This is a genomic window from Achromobacter sp. LC458 (assembly GCF_001005835.2).
GTDB classification, from domain to species: Bacteria; Pseudomonadota; Gammaproteobacteria; order Burkholderiales; family Burkholderiaceae_B; genus Achromobacter; species Achromobacter spanius_B.
The window spans coordinates 14018-35951 of the sequence record NZ_LBHW02000033.1 but is presented as its reverse complement, the minus strand read 5'-3'; the positions used below and the strand labels follow the sequence as shown (position 1 = coordinate 35951).

Sequence of the window (21934 nt, the reverse complement as noted above, 5' to 3'; positions counted from 1 at the left end):
GCGAAGCCAGACTGGAATTCCGTCATGCCGGCGGATCAGGCCGCCGGCGCGTCATACCCGGACGCGGACCGTTAGGGTCGCGCCCGCGGCACCATTCGTCAATCCGGATATTAGCTGTTTGGACACTATGACCGGATTTCCAAGCGGAAAACGCTTAGGAATGCGCCTTGATCGTTTCGCGGGCGATCACCAGCTGCTGGATCTGCGAGGTGCCTTCAAAGATGCGGAACAGGCGCACGTCGCGGTAGAAGCGTTCAACGGCGTATTCCGACATGTAGCCCGCGCCGCCATGGATCTGCACGGCGCGGTCCGCCACGCGGCCCACCATCTCGGTCGAGAACAGCTTGCAGCAGGCGGCCTGCATGGTCGTGTTCTCGCCACGATCGCGCATGCGGGCCGCGTCCAGCACCATGCAGCGGGCGGCGTAAAGCTCGGCCTGGCTGTCGGCAATCATGGCCTGGATCAGCTGGAATTCCGCGATGGGCTGGCCGAACTGCTTGCGCTCCATGGCGTACTTGACCGCGTCGGCCAGCAAGCGGTCGGCAATGCCCACGCACAGCGCCGAAATATGCAGCCGGCCCTTGTCCAGCACGCGCATCGACGTGCGAAAACCGTTGCCCTCTTCGCCGCCCAGCAAGGCGCTGGCGGGGACGCGGCAGTTGTCGAACACGACATCGCTGGTCAAGGCGCCCGCCTGGCCCATCTTCTTGTCGGGCTTGCCGATGATGAGGCCGGGCGTGCCGGCTTCGACCAAAAAGCACGAAATGGAATTGGCGCGGCGTTCGGGCGCGGTGCGCGCCATGACCGAGAACAGGCCGGCGATGGGCGCGTTGGTGATGTAGCGCTTGGTGCCGTTGAGCACATAGCTGTCGCCGTCGCGCTCGGCCGACAGGCGCAGCGCCATCGCGTCGGAACCGGCGTCCGGCTCAGTCAACGCGAACGATCCGATCAATTCACCGCTGGCCAGCTTGGGCAGGTAGCGCGCGCGCTGTTCGTCCGTGCCCGCCAACACGATGGCTTGCGAGCCGATGCCGATGTTGGTGCCCGCCAGCGAACGGAAGGCGGGCGAGGTCTGGCCCAGCTCGAACACCACGCGCACTTCTTCTTCCATCGTCAGGCCCAGGCCGCCGAAGTCGGGCGAAATGGACAGACCGAACAGGCCCAGTTCACGCATTTCGTTGACGATGTCCGGCGGCACCTGGCCGCTGGTGGCCAGTTCGTCTTCGGCGGGAATCAGGCGTTCGTGCACGAAGCGGTGCACGGCGTCCAGCAACAGGTTCAGGGTTTCAGTGTCGAGGGCCATGGTGCAAGTCTCAGAAGATGGATAAGCAGGCAGAGGGTCGGTGGCCGTGCGTCAGGCGCGCATGCCGCCCACCAGTAAATCGAAATAACCGTCGGCGATGGTCTCGGCGCTGTCGCCCTGGCCGGGCTTGTACCAGCGCACCATCCAATTCAGCATGGACAGCACGGCGCGGCCGGTCGCGGCCACATCCAGTGGGCGGAACACGCCCTGCTCCACGCCTTGCGCGATGACTTCGCGCAGTCGCTTTTCGTAGCCATCGCGCAGGCGCGCGGCGTCTTCGCGTTCGGGCAGCGCCATGCCGGAATAGCCGATCAGCATCGTGACGAATTCGGCGTGGTGCTGTTCGAAGTAGCGGGCGTGACCCACCATGAAGGCGCGCAGCCGGGCAGCGGCGCCCTGCGCGGCGGCCACATCCTGGCCGACGCTTTGAGTCAGGCCATTCAACACGCCCAGGATGATGGCGTCGTAAATGTCCTGCTTGGTGGTGTAGTAGTGATAGATGGCGGCCTTGGACACGCCGATGGCGGCGGCCAGGTCCGACACCGAACTGCCGTCGTAGCCGCTTTGGGCGAAGAGCTTGGCGGCTTCTTCCAGGATGCGTTCGCGGGGCGCCACCAGCGTGGGCGGACGGCCGGCGCGGGCGCGTTTCTGAACAGGAGGGGCGGAGGTCGCCATGACAGCCTTTGGAGACTTGCGCCGAGAACCGCGCGCGGGTCGGATGACCCTGCATTGACAGCGGTTCGGCGCATGCCGTTAAATAAAGATTAATTAATTACCGGACGGTCGGTAGGTAATTATAGGCACATCCGCCTTTTGGGCTCAAGATGGTTTTTTTGGTGCCCGAGTGCTTGCGGGCAAGCCCTTTCTGGACTGACCTGGACACAACGCGACGACGCTATGCCCCACTCTCTCGTGACAGATTTGTATGGCCAGATGTCCCTGCCGGTCATCAGCGCCCCCATGTTCATCGTCTCAAACCCGCAACTGGTGATCGCGCAGTGCACGAGCGGCATCGTGGGTTCGTTCCCCGCGCTGAACGCGCGTCCGCAAAGCCTGTTGACCGATTGGCTGGATGAGGTCCAGGCCGGCTTGGCCTCGCACCGGGAAGCCAACCCCGGCGCCGTCGTGGCGCCGTATGCGGTCAACCAGATCATTCACCAGTCCAACGACCGCCTGGAGCAGGATCTGGCCGTTTGCGCCAGCCACCGCGTGCCGCTCATCATCACCAGCCTGCGCGCGCCCGGCGACCTGGTCAAAGGCGTGCACGACTGGGGCGGCAAGGTTTTTCACGACGTCACCACGCTGCGCCATGCCGAAAAGGCGCTGGAAGCGGGCGTCGATGGGCTGATCCTGGTGTGCACGGGCGCGGGCGGCCACGCCGGCACGCTCAGCCCCTTTGCGCTGCTGTCCGAAGTCCGCCGCTTCTATGACGGCCCGCTGATCCTGTCCGGCGCCATCACGTCCGGCGCGCACGTGCTGGCGGCGCTGGCCATGGGCGCCGACTTTGCCTATATGGGTACGCGCTTTATCGCCAGCCAGGAAGCCAACGCCAGCGAAGGCTACAAATCCGCCATCGTCGAAGCCAGCGCGTCCGACATTCTGTACACGCCATTCTTCACCGGCATCCCGGGCAATTACCTGAAGGCCAGCATCACCGCCTCGGGCCTGGACCCCGCCAACCTGCCGCAGCCGGACAGCGGCGCCTCCAACTTTGGATCGTCGCGGGTCAAGCCGTGGAAAGACATCTGGGGCGCGGGCCAGGGCGTGGGCGGCATCGCCAGCGTGTTGCCCACGCGCGAAATCGTCGCCACGCTGCGCCGCGAATATGCCCAGGCCAAGGCGCAGTTGGAAGGCAGGTCGTTCGCATGAGCGCGGGGCTGAAAGTCGCCCGCGACGGCGCGGTACTGACGCTGACCATCGACCGCCAGGACCGCCGCAACGCGCTGGACACGGCCACCTACGCCGCGCTGACCGAGCAGCTGTCGCTGGCCAGCGCCGATCAGGCCGTGTCAGCGGTGATACTGACGGGCGCGGGCCAGCATTTCACGGCGGGCAATGACCTGCGAGACTTCCAGGCGGAACGCGGCGCGGGCGATAGCGCGGGGCTGACGTTCTTGCGGGCGCTGTCCACGGCCGAGGTACCGGTGATCGCGGCGGTCGAGGGCTATGCGATCGGCATTGGCGTGACCCTGTTGCAGCATTGCGACTTTGTCCATATTGGCCAGGGCGCCACGCTGCGCATGCCGTTCGTGGCGCTGGGCCTGTGCCCCGAAGGGGCGTCCAGCCTGCTGATGCCGCGCCTGGCGGGCCGGCGCGCCGCCGAATGGCTATTGCAAGGCAAGGCGTTTTCGGCTGAGGACGCGCGCGACGCGGGTCTGGCCACCAGCGTCACACCGGCAGGCGCGGCGCTGGTCGCCGCACAGGCCACGGCCGCCGACCTGGCCCGCCAACCGCCGGCTGCCTTGCGTCTGACCAAGGCCATGATGAAACGCGCGGATCGGCTGGCCATCCAGGAAACGCTGGACTACGAAGCCCAGCAATTCCGCGCCCGCCTGCAAACCGAAGAGGCGCAGGCGGCATTTGCGAAGTTCTTCAAGAAATAGCGGGCCAGGCGGGGGATTGCGGGCCGATTGAGGTCGCGATCTTCCCGCGCCGCATCAAAACGGCGAATCAGGCCGGAAATTGGGTGCCCGGCGTTCGCGCAGCGACTGGATGCCTTCCTTCACGTCCGGCCCGCCAAACCCCATGAACTCCAGCGCCAGCGACGTATCGAAGCTGGGGCCGGCCATGCGCAGCCAATTGTTCAGCGAATATTTGGTCCAGCGGATGGCAGTCTGCGATCCGGCGGCCAGTTTGTTGGCGACCTCGAAGGCGCGGGGTATCAAATCGGCTTCATCGACGCACAGCGACACCAGGCCGATGCGCTCGGCTTCTTCGCCCGTCACGGTTTCGCACAGCATCAGGTAGTACTTGGCCTTGGCCATGCCGCACAGCAGCGGCCAGACGATGGCGGCATGGTCGCCCGCCGTCACGCCCAGGCGGGTGTGGCCATCGATGATGCGGGCGTCGCGCGCCGCAATCGAGATGTCGGCCAGCAGGCCGGCCACCAGCCCCGCCCCCACCGCCGCGCCGTGCATGGCGGACACGATGGGCTTGTTGCAGTTGATGATGTTGTAGACCAGGTCGCGCGCTTCACGCCAGACGCGGGTGCGCACGTCGAAGTCGTCGGCCATCTGCTGCACCAGCTCCAGGTCGCCGCCCCCGGAAAAGCCTTTGCCCTCGCCACGGATCACCACGACACGGGTGTCGGGGTCGGTGTCGATGTCGCGCCAGATGTCCGCCAGTTCGCGGTGCATGCGGTCATCCGCCGTGGACAGCTTGCCGGGCTGCCCGCCCTTGGCGCCCATGATCAGCTCCAGCACGCCGCCGGGGTGCCGGCGCAGCTTCAGGGATTCATAGGCTGAATAGTGTTGCAGCGTGATATCGGTCATTGTCTACTCCGGGGTTGTCGGGGGCTGCCGGGCGTACAGGCCGGCATGTTTTTGCGCACTATAGTGGATTCACGAACGCCGCCCCGCCGCTTGTCCACAGGAGCCTCAGCCAATGAACACCCCCGCCCCGACCGGCGCCCCCATCGACCGCGCCAGCCTGCCCGCCCTGTTCGCCCCCCGCGAAGCCGACACGCACAAGGGCAGCTTCGGCACGGTCGGCGTGGTGGGCGGCGGCCACGGCATGACAGGCGCTGCGCTGCTTGCCGCCCGCGCTGCCTTGTTGACCGGCGCCGGCAAGGTGCTGGTGGGCTTTGCACAGGAAACGTCGCCGATGGCCTGCGACCCGCACCAGCCGGAACTGATGCTGCGCGACGCCCGTTCGCTGCTGGACACCGACTGGGGCGTGACCGCCTGGGTGGCGGGCTGCGGGATCGGCACGGACGCGTTGGCGGCCAACGCCCTGTCGGAACTGTTCGTGCTGCGGCATCAAACCCCGCTGGTGCTGGACGCCGACGGGCTTAACCTCCTGGCCTGCGGCGGCATCCAGCCCAATTGGGGCGCCGGTCCGGTTGTGCTGACGCCGCATCCTGCCGAAGCCGGCCGCCTGCTGGGCATCCCCGCGGCCCAGGTTCAGGCCGACCGCCCCGGCGCCGCCTGGAAATTGGCGCAGCGCTATCAATGCTGGGTGGTGCTGAAAGGCGCGGGCACGGTGGTCTGCCACCCGGCTCACGGCATCCGGGTCAATACCAGCGGCAATCCCGGTTTGGCCACGGCCGGCACCGGCGACGTTCTGGCGGGAATGCTGGGATCTTTATTGGCGCAGAAGCTGCCCGAAGACCAAGCCGTGCGCGGCGCCGTCTGGCTGCATGGCGCGGCCGCGGATGCGCTGGTGGCAGCGGGTGTTGGCCCGATCGGCCTGACCGCCTCAGAGCTGCCAAACGCGGCTCGCGCCTTGCGCAATGGGCGCTAAGTCCTCGTCAAATAAACATTTTTACAACATACTAGGGTTTTCCCTAAAACAATCATTGCGCCACCCCTAGGGTTATCCCTATAATGGTTTTCACCAAGACGAAACGGACTGGAGAAAGACCATGACTGAACTGACCCTGAATAGCACTGCCCGCCTGACCGACGCGCTGGAGCGCGACCTGCTGCGCGGCGCCCTGGAAAACCAACCCAATTCCCACCCGCTGACCAGCCTGAAGAAGGCCGGCCAAGCCGTGATCGCCGCTGTCGCTGGCGTGTTCGCCTTCATCGACGAAGTCAACGAATCGATGAATCAGGCCCGCGCCGCCAGCTCGCGCTTCTCCGGCTCGCAGTGGTAAAAACAGCCGCGCTGGGCTGAAATCGCGACGATCTCCCGCGATTTCGCCCGGCGCGCTGTCGTTGCACGGCCCGCTTGCCAGCCAAGCGCCCCGGCAACGAGTATCTGGCGCCGTCCCTCACAGGCGCCTTCGCGCCGCGCCGGTTCCCGTGATCTGCAACGAGGACCCCCGCGGCGCCCTCTTTGGCCCAGCGCCACCCCCCCTCTTCTCGGCGTTTTCCCTAGCGCCTTGTTCGCCGTTCTTCATTGACAGCGCGCGAAGCCCCTACCGATAATCGGCCCCTTGCCGTCGTGCCTGGCGCCTTCCCCCTCCCAAGCTTCTCTTGCGGTCGACACGCTGTGTCCACCCTGGCCTTGGTGGTTTTCGCGCAGGCACGATCCGGTTCGTTATTCCTCCGGAGTTGTCACCATGAAGTTGCGCACCACCCTGGCCCTTGTGGCCGCCGCCATTCCCTTGGCAGCCGCCCAAGCCCAGACGCTGAAGATCGGCCTGTCGGCCGAACCCACTTCGGCGGACCCCCACTATCACAAGATGACGCAGAACGACGCGTTCTCCGCGCACGTCTACAGTTCGCTGGTGGGTCGCAGCGCCGACATGAAGTTGACGCCTCAATTGGCCAAGTCCTGGAAGAACCTGGACGATCTGACCTGGGAATTCAAGCTGCGCGACGACGTCAAGTTCTCGAACGGCAAGCCGTTCACGTCCGAAGACGTGCTGTTCACCATCTGCCGCACGCTGAACAACGAAACCAACGTGTCGCAGTCCTACATGGACATGACCAAGCGCATCACGGACGTGCAAACGCCCGACGCGCACACCGTCATCATCAAGACCGGCGAGCCCTTCCCCCTGATGCCCGCCGAGCTGGCCCGCTCGCTGCCCATCGTGTGGAACGGCATTGTCGAGCACGGCAAGCTGACATTCGACCCCAAGAAGGGTTGCGGCGTGACGGGCCCGTGGCCCACGGTTGCCGACTTCAACAACGGCAAGGATTCCATCGGCACCGGCCCCTACACCCTGAAGTCCTACGTGAAGGGCACCGGCATCGAGCTGGTCCGCAACGAGAACTACTGGGGCGAGAAGCCGTACTGGAAGGAAGTGAAGTTCGTGCCGGTGCCGTCCGCCGGCCCGCGCCTGACCGGCCTGCTGTCGGGTGACTTCGACATGATCGAAAACCCGGCCGCCCGTGACCTGCCGCGCCTGAAGGACAACCCGAAGTTCGGCTTTGTGGCCACGCCGTCCACCCGCCTGGTGTTCTTCCAGCCGGACGTGGCCCGCAACCCGAGCCCGTTCGTCAAGAGCGCCGACGGCAAGAACCCGCTGCAAGACCTGCGCGTGCGCAAGGCGATTTCGATGGCCATCGACCGCAAGACCATCACCGCCCGCATCATGGACGGCATGGCCACCCCGGCCTACCAGTTCATGCCCGACGGCATGTTCGGCGCGTTGCCCAAGGCCCCGGAAATCAAGTACGACCCCGAAGGCGCCAAGAAGCTGCTGGCCGAAGCCGGCTACCCGAACGGCTTTGAATTGACGCTGTCGTCCACCAACGACCGCTACGTCAACGACGGCCAGGTCGCACAGGCCGTGGCGCAATACCTGGCCCGCGTCGGCATCAAGACCCACGTGGACGCCATGACGGCATCCATCTATTTCCCCAAGCGCGCCAAGCGCGAGTTCAGCTTCTCGATGGGCGGCTGGCCGGCGGAAACGGGTGAAGCCTCGGCGCTGTTCCAGCTGTGGGTTGCGTCCCTGGATTCGCCCAACAGCCTGGGCACCAGCAACTACGGCGGCTTTTCCAATGCCGATTTCGACAAGGTCTACAAGCAGGCCATCGTGACGGTGGACGCGCCCAAGCGCGAAAAGCTGTTGCAGGAATCCACCCAGATCGCCCTGGACAACGTGCCGCTGATCCCGCTGCACTTCGAAAGCAGCATCTGGGCCTTCCGCAAGGGCATCACCTACGAAGGCCGCCGCGACCAGTACACCCTGGCCACGTCCGTCACGCCCGACAAGAAGTGATCCACCGCGTCTGAACCAGAAAACGGCTGCCCTGTGCAGCCGTTTTTTTTGGTCGGATACCCTATACAATTCCCCCGCTTCATCGGAGTTGCCATGCCCACGCCTACCCCCGCGGCCCGTCCGCGCCCTTTTCTTTTAGCCTGTCCGGATTTGTCGGCCGAACGCTTGGGCAATACGGATACGCCCGGCGTCTGGCATTTCGATTCCGGCGTACCCGGCAAGCGTGTCATGTTGAGCGCACTGATCCACGGCAACGAGCTGTGCGGCGCCTGGGCCCTGAAAGAAGCGTTGACGGCCGGGCTGCGGCCTCGCCGGGGTTCGCTGACGCTGGCCTTCTGTAACCTGGCCGCGTTCGACCGCTTCGATTCCGCCAATTACGCCCCCGCCCGTTTTGTCGACGAAGACATGAACCGCGTCTGGAGCGACGACAAGCTGACCGTGCCGATCAGCCAGGAACGCCGCCGCGCCGCGCAGATCCGTCCATGGGTCGAACAGTCCGACTGGTTGCTGGACTTTCATTCCATGAGCAATTCCGACGTGCCGCTGCAACTGACCGGCATGCAGCAGCGCAATATCGACCTGGCCCTGGCGCTGGGCAACCCGGCCACCATCATTGCCGACGCGGGCCATGCGGCCGGCGTGCGCATGCGCGACTATGGCCGCTTTGGCGAAGCCGGCGACAACGGCACGCGGTCCTTGCTGATTGAATGCGGCTTCCATGGCGCACCCGAAGCGCGCGGCGTGGCGGTGGACCAGATGGCCCGCTTCCTGCTCGAAGCCGGCACACTGGACCGCGACGACATGCCCGCCGGCTGGATCGAACCCGCCGCCGCCACCCAGCGCGCACTGCGTGTTACCCACGCCGTTGCGGCCAAGAGCGCCGACTTCCGTTTTGCCGAGCCCTGGAAGGGGCTGGAAACGCTGGCCACCGCCGGCACCGTCATCGGCTGGTCCGAAGGCGAACCCATCGTCACCCCGTATGACAACTGCGTGCTGATCATGCCGTCCACCGCCAACCTGCGGCCCGGCGTGACTGTCGTGCGGCTGGCGCAGCCTATCGGCTGATCGACACCCGCCGGCACCACCGAGCGGCGCCCATCCACGAGGCGCCGCCGACCATTCAAAACAACAAGGGAAAGCATGTCCATCCAGGTATCCACCCGCAGCGCATTACTGGCCTTGGCCTGTACGTTGGCCGGCGCCCCCGCCGCCATGGCCCAGACGACGCCCACCACGTTGAAGATCGGCCTGTCGTCCGAGCCCACGTCGATGGACCCGCACTATCACCAGGCCACGCCCAACGACGCGATGACCTCGCACATGTTCGAGACGCTGGTGGGGCAGGACGCCAAGATGGACTTGATTCCGCGTCTGGCCACAGGCTGGAAGGCGCTGGACGACACCACCTGGGAATTCACGCTGCGCGAGAACGCCCGGTTTTCCAACGGCCAGCCTTTCACCGCGCAGGACGTCATCTTCACGTTTTGCCGCGTGATGAACAACGAACAAGCGATCGGCGGTTCATACCCGGCGATCGTGCAGAAGTTTGCCGACGTCCAGGCGCAAGGCAGCAACAAGCTGGTCATCAAGACGCACAAGCCCTATCCGCTGCTGCCCAACGACCTGACCCGCACGGCCATGCTCTGGAGCGGCATCGTCGAGCACGGCCCCATCACCTTCGACTTGAAAAACAAGTGCGGCGTGACCGGCCCCTGGCCCACCGTGGCCGACTTCAATGGCGGCCGCGACGTGATCGGCACCGGCCCGTACACGCTGAAGTCCTACGTGAAGGGCACGGCCATCGAGCTGACGCGCAACGACAGCTATTGGGGCGAGAAGCCCGCCTGGCAACAGGTCAAGCTGATCCCCGTGCCCGCCGCCGGCCCGCGCCTGACCGGCCTGTTGGCCGGCGACTTCGACCTGATCGAAAACCCCGCCGCGCGCGATGTGAAGCGCATTTCGGAAACGCCGGGCTTCGGCCATGTGATCACGCCGTCGGTGCGCGTGGTGTATTTCCAGTTTGATGTGGGCCGCAGCCCCAGCCCCACCGTCAAGGCCGCCGACGGCAAGAACCCCTTGCAGGACGTGCGCGTGCGCCGCGCCATTTCCATGGCCATCGACCGCAAGACCATCGCCGCGCGCATCATGGATGGCGCCGCCACGCCCGCCAACCAGTTCCTGCCCGACGGCATGTTCGGCACACTGCGCCATCCGCCCGAACTGAAGTACGACCCCGAAGGCGCCAAGAAGCTGCTGGCCGAAGCCGGTTACCCCAACGGCTTCGAGCTGACCATTTCATCCACCAACGACCGCTACATCAACGACGCCCAGATCTCGCAAGCCGTGGCGCAGTACCTGTCGCGCGTGGGCATCAAGACGACGGTCGACGCGATGACGCGCTCGGTGTATTTCCCCAAGCGGGCCAAGCGCGAATTCAGCTTTGCCATGGGCGGCTGGTCGTCTGAAACCGGCGAGGCGTCGTCTTTCCTACAATACTGGGTCAGCCGGTTCGACAAAGAGCACGGCCTGGGCACCAGCAACTATGGGGGTTACGACAACCCCGAGTTCGACGGCGTATTCAAGCGCGCCCTGGTGACCGTGGACCCGGCCGAGCGGGAAAAGCTGCTGCGACAGTCCCTGGCGATTGCGCTGGCCGACCTGCCCAGCATTCCCCTGCACTTTGAAAGCAGCATCTGGGCGTTCAAGAAGGGGCTGGTCTACGAGGGCCGTGCGGATCAGTACACGCTGGCCATGTCGGCCCGACCGGCCAAGTCGTCGCCCAAGTAATTGTCCAGGTAATCGCCCAAGCAAGCAGCCAGATAACCCCACCCACTCAACACGCCAAGCCAACACGCGGCGCGCCAAGAAACCCTGAGCCCACCAAGGAAATCATCACGTGGCCTTGTTCATCCTGCGCAGACTGATCCAGAGTCTGTTCGTACTGCTGGCCGTATCGGTCGTGGTCTTTTTCGCGGTGTATGCCGTGGGCGACCCGATCGAACTGCTGGTCAGCCCCGAAGCCAGCCAGGCCGCCCGCGAGGCGATGATCGCCCGCCTGGGCCTGGACCTGCCCGTGTGGCAGCAATACACCGGGTTCCTGTGGCGCGCGCTGCATGGCGACCTGGGCACGTCGTTCGTGCACGGCATCCCCGCCATCGAGCTGATCGTGCAGCGCATTCCCGCCACGTTCGAACTCGTTATCGTGGCCATCATGCTGACCTGTGTGATCGGGATTCCGCTGGGGCTGGTCGCCGGCCTGTACCGCGACGACTACCTCGGCCGCGGCATCATGGCGTCGTCGGTGCTGGGCTTTTCGCTGCCGAACTTCTGGCAGGGCATGATGCTGATCCTGCTGTTCGCCGTGTGGCTGGGCTGGCTGCCGGCCACGGGGCGCGGCGACACCGTGACCGTGCTGGGCGTGCGCCTGTCCATCCTGACGGCTGATGGCTGGTCGCACCTGATCATGCCGGCCATCAACCTGGCGCTGGCCAATATCGCGCTGGTGCTGCGCCTGACGGCCTCGGGCGTGGTCGAAGCGCGCAGCCAGGACTACGTGAAATTCGCGCGCGCCAAGGGCGTCAAGCCCGGCCGCATCGTGCGCCGCCACATCCTGCGCAACATCCTGATCCCGGTCGTGACCGTGATCGGCATGGAATTCGGCAGCCTGATCGCGTATTCCACCATCACCGAAACCGTCTTCGCGTGGCCCGGCATGGGCAAGCTGCTGATCGACAGCGTCTACCAGCTGGACCGCCCGGTGGTGGTTGCCTACGTGATGCTGGTCACCCTGATCTTCGTGGTCATCAACCTGGTTGTGGACATCCTGTACGCCGCGCTCGACCCGCGCGTGCAGCTGGTGGCCCCCGCTCAATAATCCGCCATGGCTAACTCTCCCAATCCCGGCCGCACCCGCACCGTCCAGCCTCTGGCCGAGACCCCGCAGCGCGCCTCCATCCTGAAAAAACTGCATGCGCGCCCCACCGTGCGCGGCTCGGTCATCGCGCTGGCCATCCTGATCATCCTGGTGGTGTTCGCGCCTTACTTCGCGCCGCAAAACCCCTATGACCTGGCCAACCTGTCGCTGATGGACGGCCGCCTGGCGCCGCGCCAGGCGCTGATGGACGGCAGCATCGCGTGGCTGGGCACCGACGACCAGGGCCGCGACATGCTCAGCGCCATCCTGTATGGCCTGCGCATCAGCCTGATGGTGGGCTTGTCGGCCGTGGTGCTGGCCACCGCCATCGGCGGGGCCATCGGCCTGATCGCCGCCTACGTCGGCGGCCTGGTCGACACCATCCTGATGCGCATCGTCGACTTCATCCTGGGCTTTCCCACCATCCTCGTGGCGCTGGTGCTGCTGGTGGTGCTGGGGCGCGGGGTGGACAAGGTGATCCTGGCGCTGGTGCTGGTGCAGTGGGGGCACTACGCCCGCATCATGCGCAGCCGCGCGCTGCAAGAGCGCCGCAAGGAATACGTCGAAGCCGCCGCCAACCTGGGCTTTCCCGCGTGGCGCATCATGGTCTTCCACCTGCTGCCCAACTGCCTGGGCCCGGTCATGGTGTTCGCCACCATCCAGATCGCCACCGCGATCGCGCTGGAAGCCACGCTGTCCTTCCTGGGCGTCGGCGTGCCGATCACCGAGCCGTCGCTGGGCCTGCTGATTTCCAACGGCTTCCAATACCTGCTGTCGGGCGATTACTGGATCAGCCTGTTCCCCGGCATTGCGCTGCTGGTGCTGATTCTTTCCATCAACATCGTGGGCGACCGCCTGCGCGAAAGCCTGGACCCCCGACGAGCATGAGCGACATTCTTCTTGATGTGCGCGGGCTGCGCACCGCATTCCATACCGAGGCCGGCGCGTACCTGGCCGTCGACGGCGTCGACCTTACCGTGCGCCGCGGCGAAATCGTGGGCCTGGTCGGTGAATCGGGCTCGGGCAAATCCGTGACCGGTTTCTCACTGCTGGGCCTGATCGACCCGCCCGGGGAAGTGGTGGACGGCGAAGTGAAGTTCAAGGGCACCGACCTGCGCAAGCTCACGGAAGAGCAGATGCGCCAGTTGCGCGGCAACCGCATCGCCATGATCTTCCAGGACCCCTTGATGACGCTGAACCCGGTGCTGCGCATCGGCGAGCAGATGATGGAAGCCATCCTCACGCACGAAAACGTGTCGCACGCGCAAGCCGAGGAACGCTGCCGCGAGGCGCTTGAGATGGTGGGCATTCCGTCGCCGGAATCGCGCTTGAAGAGCTATCCGCACGAATTCTCCGGCGGTATGCGCCAGCGCGTGGCCATTGCCATCGCCATGCTGAACAAGCCTGACCTCATCATCTGCGACGAGCCCACGACCGCGCTGGACGTCACGATCCAGGGCCAGATTCTTTACCGCATGCAAGAGATCTGCCGCGAGCACAACACCGCGCTTATCTGGATCACGCACGATCTGGGCGTGGTGGCCGAGCTGGCCGATCGCGTCGCCGTCATGTATGCGGGCCGCATCGTGGAAAGCGGCCCGGTTGAACAGGTGCTGGAATCACCGCGCCACCCCTACACCCGGGGCCTGTTGGATTCGATGCCCGGCGCCACGCAACCCGGCGCGCGCCTGCACCAGATCAACGGCATGGCGCCCAGCCTGGCGGGCCGCCCCTCGGGCTGTGCGTTCCGGCCGCGTTGCCCCAAGGCGGTCACGCGCTGCACCGAACAAGCCCCCTCCGTTACCACCGAAGGTCCGCGCAGCTACCGCTGTTACGTGCCGATAGCCCGCGAGGCACAGCAAGCATGAGCCAAGCCGATACTCCCGTCATCGAGCTCAAGAACGTCCACAAGCGATTCGAACAGCGCCCCGATCTGGCCCAGCGCATCCTGGCCCTTGCCGGCCGCCCGCTGGACCGCCGCACGGTGTATGCCGTGAACGGCGTGGACCTGTCCATCAAGCGCGGCGAAGTCGTCGGGCTGGTGGGCGAATCAGGTTGCGGCAAGTCCACGCTGGGACGCGTCGTGGCCGGCCTGCACCGCCAGACCGAAGGCGAACTGCTGTATCAGGGCCGCGATGCCGTGCGCCTGCGTGGCGCCGACAAGCTGGCCTATACGCTGGGCGTGCAGATGATTTTCCAGGACCCGCAAGCATCCTTGAACCCGCGTCAGCGCCTGCGCCAGATCCTGGGCGAATCGCTCAAGGTCCACAAGCTGGCGCCACCGGCCGAGATCCCCGCGCGCATCGACCAGGCCTTGAAGGAAGTGGGCCTGGACGCCGAATACCGCGACCGCTTTCCCCATCAGATTTCCGGTGGCCAGCGCCAGCGTATCGGCATCGCCCGCGCACTGATGGTGGCCCCCAAGTTCCTGGTCTGCGACGAACCCGTGGCCGCGCTGGACGTGTCGATCCAGGCGCAGGTCATCAACCTGTTCATGGACCTGCGCGAGCAGCACGGTTTCACCTACCTGTTCATCAGCCACGACCTGGGCGTGGTCAAGCACATCTCGGACCGTGTCGCGATCATGTACCTGGGCAAGATCGTGGAAATCTCCACGTCGGCCGAGATCTTTGCGCGCGCCAATCATCCCTACACCCAGGCCCTGATGGCCGAAGTTCCGGACGTCGCCCGCCGAGGCCGCAAGTTCACGCCGATCAAGGGCGAAATTCCGTCGCCGCTGAATCCGCCGCCCGGCTGTACCTTCAACCCCCGTTGCCCCCACGCCATGCCGCGCTGCCGCGAGCAGGCGCCGGTCCTGAAAGAAATCTCGGCGGGCCACTGGTCGGCCTGCCACCTGAACGAAGCGAGCGCCTGATGAAACCCTCCGATATGTCCAACGTCGACCGCATCGCCATCGAAATGGGCCATGCGGGCCGCAACACCATCCAGTACATCGACGAAGACCGCAATTCGGATCGTCCGTTCAAGCTGCAAACGTACCGCCCGTACGGCTACACGCCCGACCGCCCGGTCGTCATCGTGCAGCACGGCGTGCTGCGCAATGGCGATGAATACCGCGACTTCTGGGTCGAGGCCGCCGACAAGCACAAGCTGCTGATCGTGGCGTTGACGTTCTCGAACGAAATCTGGCCGGGCGTTGAAAGCTACAACAACGGCCGCGTGTTCTCGGCCGGCGGCAACCCGCGCCACATCGACGGCTGGACGTATGCGCTGGTGGGCAACGTCATCAAGGACATGATTGCCGGTGAAATCACCGACGGCCAGAACGTCTACCTGTTCGGCCATTCGGCCGGCGGCCAATTCGTGCATCGCCTGATGAGCAGCCAGTCGCACGCGCCGTTCAAGGCCGTCGCGGCGGGCAACCCGGGCTGGTACACCTTGCCCACATTCGACTACCCCTTCCCGGAAGGCATGGACGGCGTGGGCCTGACCGAAGACCACCTGGTCAAGCTGCTGGCCTACCCCATGACGATTCTGGCCGGTGACCAGGACATCGCCACCGACGATCCCAACCTGCCCTCCGAGCCCGCCGCCATGCGCCAGGGCCCGCACCGCTTTGCGCGCGCCCAGAACTACTACGACTTCGGCAAACGCGAAGCCGAGCGCCGTGGCGTGCCGTTCGGCTGGACGCTGCAAGTGGTGCCCGGCATCGGCCACGACGGCCGCGCCATGTCGGCCGTGTGCGCCAGCCTGTGGTTCGACGGCAAGATGCCCGATGACGCCGAACTGGCCCGCCTGGCCGGTCAGCAGGTCGCCTGATTCTGATCGCCCTTCCCTTTTTCATTGCTGGAACCCGATACCGCCATGTCCAACACCCAAAGCACTGAACAGATCGTCGCCGGCATCCAGAGCTGGTTGCAATGCGAATCGCCGTCGAACTACCCCGACGGCATCGCCGCCATGGCGCGCATCATCGCCGACTACGCGGCCGCCGCGGGCTTGACGGTGGAACTGTCGTCGCTGGGCCCCACCACGGGCCCGCTGCTGTACGCCACCAACCGCGCCCCCGGCGACACGCGCCCCGGCATCCTGATCCTGGCGCACATGGACACCGTGCATCCGGTGGGCACGCTGCTGGAGAACCCGGTCCGTATCGACGGCGACCGTCTCTACGGCCCCGGCAGCTACGACATGAAGGCGGGCATCTACCTGGCGCTGACGGCGCTGGCCGGCGTGGCGCGCCCCGGCGCGACGCAGCTGCCGGTGGACTTCCTGGTGGTGCCCGACGAAGAAACGGGCAGCCATGCCTCACGCGTGCACATCGAACGCTTTGCCGCCAACGCCAAGTACGCGCTGGTCTGCGAACCGGCCCGCCCGAACGGCGGCAAGTGCGTCACGGCGCGCAAGGGCACGGGCATGTTGAACCTGAACGTGAAGGGCCGCCCGGCGCACGCCGGCATGCAGCATGAAAAAGGCCGCAGCGCGATTCGTGAAATGGCGCATCAGGTGCTGGCGCTGGAGGCCATGACCGACTACGACCGTGGCATCACGGTCAGCGTGGGCACCATCGCCGGCGGCACGGTCACCAACACCGTGCCGGCGCTGTGCCGCTGCGTGGTGGACTTCCGCGTGCCCGACATGGGCGCCGCCGAAGACGTGCTGCGCCGCATGCGCGAGCTGTGCGCGGTGGGGCCTGAAGTTGAACTGGACATCAATGTCGAATTGAACCGCCCGCCCATGGTCAAGACGGAGGCGGCGGCAGCCTTGCTGGCCCTGGTGCAAGGCTACGCGGACCGCGCCGGCTTCCTGCTGGAAGACGCGCCGATGACGGGCGGCGGCAGCGATGCCAACTTCACCTCGGCGATGGGCATCCCCACGCTGGACGGCCTGGGCGCGGACGGCGACGGGGCGCACACCTTGAACGAGTACGTGCTGGTGTCCACGCTGGAACAGCGGTTGAAGTTCTGGGAATTGCTGCTGCGCGAGCTCGCCTGAAAAACGGGGCTATAAAACAGGCTTAGAGAACGGGCCGGCAACTTCCCGATTCACCGGCCCCACTCACGCCCGATCACTCAACCCACGTCAACGCTACGCCCATCCGCCATGTCCGCCACCTTCAACAGCGCCATTGCCTACGGTCTCGCCACGCTGGCGGCCGACGGCACCGTCCTTGACACCTGGTACCCGCGCCCCTCGCTAGCCGATCACACGCCGGCTGGGGGCACGCGCCACCTGACGCCCGAGGAAGCGCGCGCGGCGCTGGGCGAACACGTGCCCACCGCGTTGGTGCGCGACACGCGCCGCAAGGTCGACATCGTGGCGGTGCGCACGGCCATCGCGTCACTGGCCGAGCCGCCCGCCGACGCGCACGACGCCTACCTGCGCCTGCACCTGCTCAGCCACCGCCTGGTCCGCCCGCACGAGGCCAACCTGGATGGCCTGTTCGGCGTGCTGTCCAACGTGGCCTGGACCTCTGCCGGGCCGTGCGCGGTGGATCAGGTCGATGCCCTGCGTTGGCAACTGCGCGCCACCGGGCAGGTGCTGGAAATACGGGGCGTGGACAAGATTCCGCGCATGACCGACTACGTTGTCCCCAACGGCGTGCGCATCGCCGACACGGCGCGCGTGCGGCTGGGTGCGTACCTGTCGCCGGGCACCACCGTGCTGCATGAAGGCTTCTGCAATTTCAACGCCGGCACGCTAGGCGCGTCGATGGTGGAAGGCCGCATCAGCGCGGGCGTCATCGTCGATGACGGCAGCGATATCGGCGGCGGCGCGTCCATCATGGGCACGATGTCGGGTGGCGGCAAGCAGGTGGTGTCCATCGGCAAGCGCTGCCTGCTGGGCGCCAATTCGGGCATCGGCATTTCGCTGGGTGACGATTGCGTGGTGGAAGCCGGCTGCTACATCACGGCGGGCACGCGCGTGTTGACGCCCGAAGGCGCGGTGGTGAAAGCCGCGTCGCTGGCGGGCCAGCACGGCCTGCTGTTCCGCCGCAATTCACAAACCGGTGTGGTGGAAACCTTGGTGCGCACAGCGGCCTGGGGCACCTTGAATCCGGCGCTGCACGCCGGGCATTGATCGCCGTGCAGCATAAAAAAAGGGCCGCTCGTAGCACGATGGCGGCCCTTCTTCATTGCGCATCAAGCGCCCGTTACGTCGCTTGAGGGCAATGCCCTATCAGGCGTATTCCGCCGTCTGGCCCAACTGGTCGTACACCAGGTTCACCAGCAGATCCGAGCTGAGAATACGCGTGGCCACGCACGAAAACACCGTCTTGCCGCTGTCGTCATGCAGCGTGATGGTTTCGGTCCAGTCGTTCAGGTCGATACGCTGCAACGACTCGTAAGGCCAGGTGGCGCCATCGATATGCAGGCCTTCGGCCGACAGGGCCAGTTCCTGCGTTTGAACACCAGGAAAATCACCGGACTTGATATACCGGAACGCAACGCGCTCACCGTTGGCCATCAACGCTTCCAGCACGGGCAGGCGCTGCGCGACATAACGCGAGCGGAAGGCATCCATGAACTGAGCGAAGTTGCTGACGTCGCCGGACACGATGGTCCAGTCTTGCGCCACGCGGGCACGGTAGGCAAATTGGTTGATCGGACCTGCCGTTGCGCCCGCTTCGGCGGGGAACAGGCAAAGATCCAGGACATCCGCGAATGCGGTGTAGCTGCGCGTGTCGCCTTGTTGGCAGACCACGCCTTTGTCATGCAATTCAAAGCGAACCGGGGCGCTCCCCGTGTGCGTAAACACCGCCAATGCGTCTGAGACCTGCGGGGTTTTGCTATCTGTCATGCAACTTCCTTATTGAGTTGGGGTGCTTTCGCGGCCCAGGACGTCGCACCGTCATGCGACACGCATTCTCCCTTATATGAGCGAAGCGTGCTTGATGACCCCTATTTATCGGCCAATTTCGCTGATTTCTGGTGCAATCCGACGGTTTCGCGCATGATCAGCGGCCGCGTCACGGCCCCGGCGCAATCGGCGCAAACGGGTAATGCCGCACGTCGCCGCCCCCGGCGATGATCGCGGTGGCCTCGGGCACCTCTTCCCAGACGCCCGGCATCTCGCTCAAGGGCTCGGACAGCAACAGGAACGCGTTCTCGTCCAGCGCGGCAATCTGCGGGTCTTCCGGATATAGCTCGCGCAAATGGCGCACGCAGGTGTTGTGGAACAGCGTGCGCGATTCCGCCTCGCTGGAATAACGCACCGCAATCAGCCGGTGCCCGTCCAGCGCGCACACCGTCATGTTGATGGGGTGCGTCACGCCGTGGCGGCGGCCCGTCTCTTCCACTGCCCCCACCATGCGGGCCAGCGCGCGGATGGGGTCTTCGTCCAGGCCGAACGTCAGCGCCAGCAGGAACATCACCTCGGAATCGGTGGAGCCTTCCAACGACCCGAAATAAGCGGGCGCGATCATCAGCATCAGGTCGCGGCGCAGCAGGGGATAGTCGCGAATGACCCCGTTATGCACGAACAGCCACTGCCCGTGGCGAAACGGATGGCAGTTGGTTTCCTGTGCGGGCGTGTCGGTGGCGGCGCGGATGTGCGCCACGAACAAAGGCGCGTGGATGGCGCGCGCCGCTTCGCGCAGATTGCGGTCGTTCCAGGCGGGGTGCACGCTGCGGTAACGAAACGGCGGCTCGATGTGGCCATCGTAAGGTCGGCTGTACCAGCCCAGCCCGAAACCGTCGCCGTTGGTCGTGGTGGCGCCCAGCCGCGCATGCAGGCTTTGGTCGATTAGCGAGTGCTTGGCCTTGAACAGCACGCTTTCCATCTGCAAGGGACTACCGGTGTAAGCCAGCCAACGACACATGATGCGCTCCTTCAAGACGGATTTGCCCAGTGTAGGAGCCAGGCGCAATTTTCTACAAGCCTGGCGGCGCGCGCCCCGGCACAGTGACGCTTTTGCAAAATCAGCCGGAAGCCAAACGTGAACACGCCCTCATCCGTCCCCGCCCTGCAAATGGGCTTTTCCAGCGACAACATCGCAGGCGCCAGCCCCGAGGTCATGGACGCACTGCTGCGCGCGAACAGCGGCCAGGCGCCCGCCTACGGCGCCGATGATTGCTCACTGGTGGTGCAGCGCCGCCTTGCCGACATCTTTGAACACGAGGTGGACGTGCTGCTGGTGCCCACGGGCACGGCGGCCAATTCGCTCAGCCTTGCCACGCTGACACCGCCCTGGGGCGCGGTGCTGTGCCATACGCAAAGCCATATCGCCAACGATGAGTGCGGCGCGCCCGAGTTCTACACGAACGGCGCCCGCCTGACCCTGCTGGGCGGCGACGACGCCAAGATCGACCCCGTCCAGCTGGCGGACCACGCGCGCCGCAAGGTAGGCGACGTGCACACCGTCCAGCCGTCCTGCGTCAGCATCACCCAGGCCACGGAGACCGGCAGCGTCTATACCCTGGACGAAATCCAGGCCATCGGCGGCGTCTGCCGCGATGCCGGCTTGCCGCTGCACATGGATGGCGCGCGCTTTGCCAACGCGTTGGTCAGCCTGGGTTGCACGCCGGCGGAAATGACGTGGAAGGCGGGCGTCGAAATTCTGTCGTTCGGCGCCACCAAGAACGGCGTGCTGGGTGCCGAGGCCATCGTGCTGTTCAACCCCGAGCGCGCGCAGGAACTCGCGTTCCGGCGCAAGCGCGGCGGCCATCTGTTTTCAAAGATGCGGCTGCTGTCGGCGCAGATGCAAGCGTATCTGGATGATGATCTGTGGCTACGCAATGCGCGTCAGGCGAACGCCATGGCCGCACGGCTGGCGGCCGGCATGCAGGGCCTGCCCGGCGTAGCGATGCAAGGCGAGGCGGATGCAAACATTCTGTTCTGCCAGCTGCCCAACGCCGCCATCGAAGGCCTCTTGGCCGATGGCTTTCGCTTCTATCACGACCGCTGGGGCCCAGGCGTCGTGCGCCTGGTGACGTCCTTTGCCACCACGGAGCAGGATGTGGATCACTTCCTGTCCGCGCTGCGCGCGCGGGTGCGCTGAAACCAGAAGCGATTACGTCGTCGGCCGGTGTCGTCTTCGCGGCCGCCGTGGTCGTCTTCGCGGCCGGCCTATGCCGTCGGCTGATACGCCGACGGCGGTGCGCCGTAGGCGGCTCGGAACGCGCGATTGAAATGGCTTTGGTCGTAGAAGCCCACGTCGGCGGCCACCTCTGCCACCGACACGCGCGCGCCGGCCAGCGCCGCGCAGGCGCGTTCCAGGCGCAGTCGGATCAACCATGCGTGCGGCGTCAACCCCGTGCTGTGCGTAAAGCGCCGCAGGAATTGGAAGCGGCTCAGCCCGCAAAGCCGGGCCAGGTCATCCAATGAAATCTTGTCGGCAAGATGCGCCACGCAGTAATCGCGCACGGCCCGTTGATGGGCGGCCGACAAGCCGCCCTTGACCACTTGCGGCTTGACGGTGCGCGTGCGCACGAACAGGTCGGCCATCACGGTCAATGACTGCGCTTGGCGTGCAAGCGGTTCGTCCGCCGCGCCGGCCATCCACGCGTTGTGCAAAGCCATGAAGCGCCGCGCAAGGTCCGCGTCTTGCACCAGCGTGCCAAAGAACCGTTCCTGGGCGGCGGCGGCCGAAACGTCTTCAATGCAGGTGCGCATCAGCGCCGCCGAAATACGGAACGTCTTCAACACATAAGCCGCTCCGTGGTCGCCCGCGCCCGAGCCATCATGGATTTCGCCCGGCGGCATCAGCGCAATGCCGCCCGGCCCCAGCAAAATGCTCTGCCCGCGAAAGCGCTGCCGCTGCACGCCCTGCGTCACCAGACCAATGTGATAGTCCTCGTGATAGTGGCGGTCAAACTCAAACTGGCACAGCCGCGCCTGCCCCAACACCAGCCCCGGCGTGCCGCGCACCGGCAGATAGCGGACGTCGTCTTTAAGCGGGGCAGGCATGCGGCTTTCC

Annotated in this window: 21 protein-coding genes; 15 read left to right on the top strand and 6 right to left on the bottom strand. The window is 65.6% G+C overall.

The window, feature by feature from the left end:
- Nucleotides 1-154 precede the first annotated feature (154 nt).
- Both YH64_RS22660 and YH64_RS22655 read right to left on the bottom strand, forming a co-directional pair.
- Nucleotides 155-1303: an acyl-CoA dehydrogenase family protein gene (locus tag YH64_RS22660; RefSeq protein WP_046806605.1), complete on the bottom strand. Its 1149-nt coding sequence runs from the start codon at nt 1301-1303 to the stop codon at nt 155-157.
- Nucleotides 1304-1354: 51 nt separating this feature from the next.
- On the bottom strand, nt 1355-1978 hold the full coding sequence (locus tag YH64_RS22655) for a TetR/AcrR family transcriptional regulator (protein ID WP_046806606.1): 624 nt from the start codon (nt 1976-1978) through the stop codon (nt 1355-1357).
- 222 nt (nt 1979-2200) lie between these two features.
- Between YH64_RS22655 and YH64_RS22650 the strand changes: the two genes are divergently transcribed.
- Both YH64_RS22650 and YH64_RS22645 read left to right on the top strand, forming a co-directional pair.
- Nucleotides 2201-3172: a nitronate monooxygenase family protein gene (locus tag YH64_RS22650; protein ID WP_046806607.1), complete on the top strand. Its 972-nt coding sequence runs from the start codon at nt 2201-2203 to the stop codon at nt 3170-3172.
- Nucleotides 3169-3906 carry an enoyl-CoA hydratase-related protein gene (locus YH64_RS22645; protein ID WP_046806608.1) on the top strand — a complete coding sequence of 246 codons (738 nt, stop codon included), beginning with the start codon at nt 3169-3171 and terminating at the stop codon, nt 3904-3906. The genes YH64_RS22650 and YH64_RS22645 overlap by 4 nt, the downstream gene beginning before the upstream one ends.
- 54 nt (nt 3907-3960) lie before the next feature.
- On the opposite strand, the gene YH64_RS22640 is transcribed toward YH64_RS22645, so the two are convergent.
- Nucleotides 3961-4794 (bottom strand): enoyl-CoA hydratase/isomerase family protein, encoded by an 834-nt coding sequence (locus tag YH64_RS22640; RefSeq protein WP_046806609.1) that lies wholly within the window; start codon nt 4792-4794, stop codon nt 3961-3963.
- A gap of 112 nt (nt 4795-4906) precedes the next feature.
- Between YH64_RS22640 and YH64_RS22635 the strand changes: the two genes are divergently transcribed.
- From YH64_RS22635 to dapD, 12 genes are all read left to right on the top strand, one after another.
- On the top strand, nt 4907-5764 hold the full coding sequence (locus YH64_RS22635) for an NAD(P)H-hydrate dehydratase (protein ID WP_046806610.1): 858 nt from the start codon (nt 4907-4909) through the stop codon (nt 5762-5764).
- 121 nt (nt 5765-5885) lie between these two features.
- Nucleotides 5886-6119 carry a hypothetical protein gene (locus YH64_RS22630; protein ID WP_046806611.1) on the top strand — a complete coding sequence of 78 codons (234 nt, stop codon included), beginning with the start codon at nt 5886-5888 and terminating at the stop codon, nt 6117-6119.
- Nucleotides 6120-6527: 408 nt separating this feature from the next.
- Nucleotides 6528-8141, top strand: a complete 1614-nt coding sequence (locus tag YH64_RS22625) for an ABC transporter substrate-binding protein (protein ID WP_046806612.1) — start codon at nt 6528-6530, stop codon at nt 8139-8141.
- Nucleotides 8142-8234: 93 nt separating this feature from the next.
- A complete protein-coding gene (locus YH64_RS22620) occupies nt 8235-9206 on the top strand; it encodes a succinylglutamate desuccinylase/aspartoacylase family protein (protein ID WP_046806613.1) in 972 nt (323 codons plus the stop codon).
- Between the two features lie 75 nt (nt 9207-9281).
- Nucleotides 9282-10928: an ABC transporter substrate-binding protein gene (locus tag YH64_RS22615; RefSeq protein ID WP_082134596.1), complete on the top strand. Its 1647-nt coding sequence runs from the start codon at nt 9282-9284 to the stop codon at nt 10926-10928.
- Between the two features lie 109 nt (nt 10929-11037).
- Complete coding sequence (locus YH64_RS22610) at nt 11038-12015, top strand: ABC transporter permease (protein ID WP_046806614.1); 978 nt, start codon at nt 11038-11040, stop codon at nt 12013-12015.
- Between the two features lie 6 nt (nt 12016-12021).
- A complete protein-coding gene (locus YH64_RS22605) occupies nt 12022-12942 on the top strand; it encodes an ABC transporter permease (RefSeq protein ID WP_046806615.1) in 921 nt (306 codons plus the stop codon).
- Nucleotides 12939-13922, top strand: coding sequence for an ABC transporter ATP-binding protein (locus YH64_RS22600; protein ID WP_046806616.1), 984 nt, complete (start codon nt 12939-12941; stop codon nt 13920-13922). Before YH64_RS22605 ends, YH64_RS22600 begins: the two co-directional genes overlap by 4 nt.
- Nucleotides 13919-14929 (top strand): ABC transporter ATP-binding protein, encoded by a 1011-nt coding sequence (locus YH64_RS22595; RefSeq protein ID WP_046806617.1) that lies wholly within the window; start codon nt 13919-13921, stop codon nt 14927-14929. The genes YH64_RS22600 and YH64_RS22595 overlap by 4 nt, the downstream gene beginning before the upstream one ends.
- Nucleotides 14929-15834 (top strand): hydrolase, encoded by a 906-nt coding sequence (locus YH64_RS22590; protein WP_046806618.1) that lies wholly within the window; start codon nt 14929-14931, stop codon nt 15832-15834. Before YH64_RS22595 ends, YH64_RS22590 begins: the two co-directional genes overlap by 1 nt.
- 45 nt (nt 15835-15879) lie before the next feature.
- A complete protein-coding gene (locus YH64_RS22585) occupies nt 15880-17010 on the top strand; it encodes a M20 family metallopeptidase (protein WP_046806619.1) in 1131 nt (376 codons plus the stop codon).
- A gap of 108 nt (nt 17011-17118) precedes the next feature.
- A complete protein-coding gene (gene dapD / locus YH64_RS22580; RefSeq protein ID WP_046806620.1) occupies nt 17119-18096 on the top strand; it encodes a 2,3,4,5-tetrahydropyridine-2,6-dicarboxylate N-succinyltransferase in 978 nt (325 codons plus the stop codon).
- Nucleotides 18097-18195: 99 nt separating this feature from the next.
- Here dapD and YH64_RS22575 read toward each other — a convergent pair whose 3' ends face one another.
- The gene (locus YH64_RS22575) at nt 18196-18816 is read right to left on the bottom strand and encodes a hypothetical protein (protein WP_046806621.1); all 621 of its coding nucleotides are present in this window, start codon (nt 18814-18816) and stop codon (nt 18196-18198) included.
- Nucleotides 18817-18985: 169 nt separating this feature from the next.
- Entirely contained in the window at nt 18986-19837 is an 852-nt protein-coding gene (locus YH64_RS22570) for a class II glutamine amidotransferase (protein WP_046806622.1), read from the bottom strand.
- A gap of 117 nt (nt 19838-19954) precedes the next feature.
- On the opposite strand from YH64_RS22570, the gene YH64_RS22565 reads away from it, so the two are divergent.
- Nucleotides 19955-21016, top strand: coding sequence for a low specificity L-threonine aldolase (locus YH64_RS22565; protein ID WP_185975415.1), 1062 nt, complete (start codon nt 19955-19957; stop codon nt 21014-21016).
- Between the two features lie 68 nt (nt 21017-21084).
- Here YH64_RS22565 and YH64_RS22560 read toward each other — a convergent pair whose 3' ends face one another.
- Entirely contained in the window at nt 21085-21924 is an 840-nt protein-coding gene (locus tag YH64_RS22560) for an AraC family transcriptional regulator (protein WP_046806624.1), read from the bottom strand.
- Nucleotides 21925-21934: the final 10 nt, after the last annotated feature.